The organism is Pseudomonas sp. 5Ae-yellow (assembly GCF_014077575.1).
GTDB classification, from domain to species: Bacteria; Pseudomonadota; Gammaproteobacteria; order Pseudomonadales; family Pseudomonadaceae; genus Halopseudomonas; species Halopseudomonas neustonica.
In genome coordinates this window covers 1-871 of sequence record NZ_JACGWE010000127.1, presented here as the reverse complement: position 1 = coordinate 871, position 871 = coordinate 1, and the positions used below count along the sequence as shown (strand labels likewise).

The window sequence follows — 871 nt, the reverse complement described above, 5'->3', positions numbered from 1 at the left end:
TGGTCGCTCAGGCCGTCGGCCAGTTGCTGTTCGGCGCGGTGGCGTTCGAGGTTGATCTGGCTGAGCTGTTTGCCACGCTCGCGGTCGGTGAAGCGGCCGGGGTAGTCGTAGTCTTCCAGGTCGGGCTCGTGGGCCTTTTGTTGATCCTGTTCGGGGTCTGCCGGCGTTTTGTACGCGGCTTCCATCAGCAGGCGCGGTTTTTCAAAGTCGTAGTCGCGGCGGGTGACGCGGCTGGGCCGGGTTTCTACCCGCAGGCCGAAGCGTTTGACCACGGGCTCGTCGGCGACCATGCCGGTGCCCTGGCTGTAACCGATCTGCGCCAGTTGCGGGAAGGTGGTCTGGTCGTCACCAAAGACGATGACGTGGCCCTGGCGGCTGTGCTCAAAGTGGTAGTGCAGGCCTTCTTCTTCGCACAGGCGCTGAATGAAGTGCAGGTCGGTTTCGTCGTACTGGGTGCAGTAGATACGTTCAGGGTAGCTGGCGTTGAGTTGAAAACGGTAGGCGTCGCCCTGAATGCCATGTTCTTCCAGCAGGCGGCTGATGATGTCTTGCACGGTGAGGTGCTGAAAGATGCGTTGATTGGTTCTGTGCGCCAGATAGCTGAGCTGGGGGCGCAGGCAGAGGTGATACCGGGTCAGGCGTTTGCCGGCTTCGCCCTGGGCGAGTCGGTCGATAAAGCCGTGGATACCAGCACCCTGGCCCATGTCGAGATAGGCGGTGTGGTGCAGCAGCGAGCCCAGGTCTATGTCGGGCTGTTCGCTGATCAGTTCCAGCTCAAAGGCAAACGGCTGGTTGAGGGCCTCTTTACCGGTAAAGGCCAATACCTTGAAATCGTGGGCAGCGCCGTCGATGTGTAGGGTGAAGGCTGCTT

General features: G+C 61.0%; 1 protein-coding gene. It reads right to left on the bottom strand.

The genetic code is table 11. From position 1 onward, the window contains the following. On the bottom strand, positions 1-871 hold an 871-nt coding region (gene tssI, locus H4J77_RS19560), incomplete at both ends, for a type VI secretion system tip protein TssI/VgrG (RefSeq protein WP_182250131.1).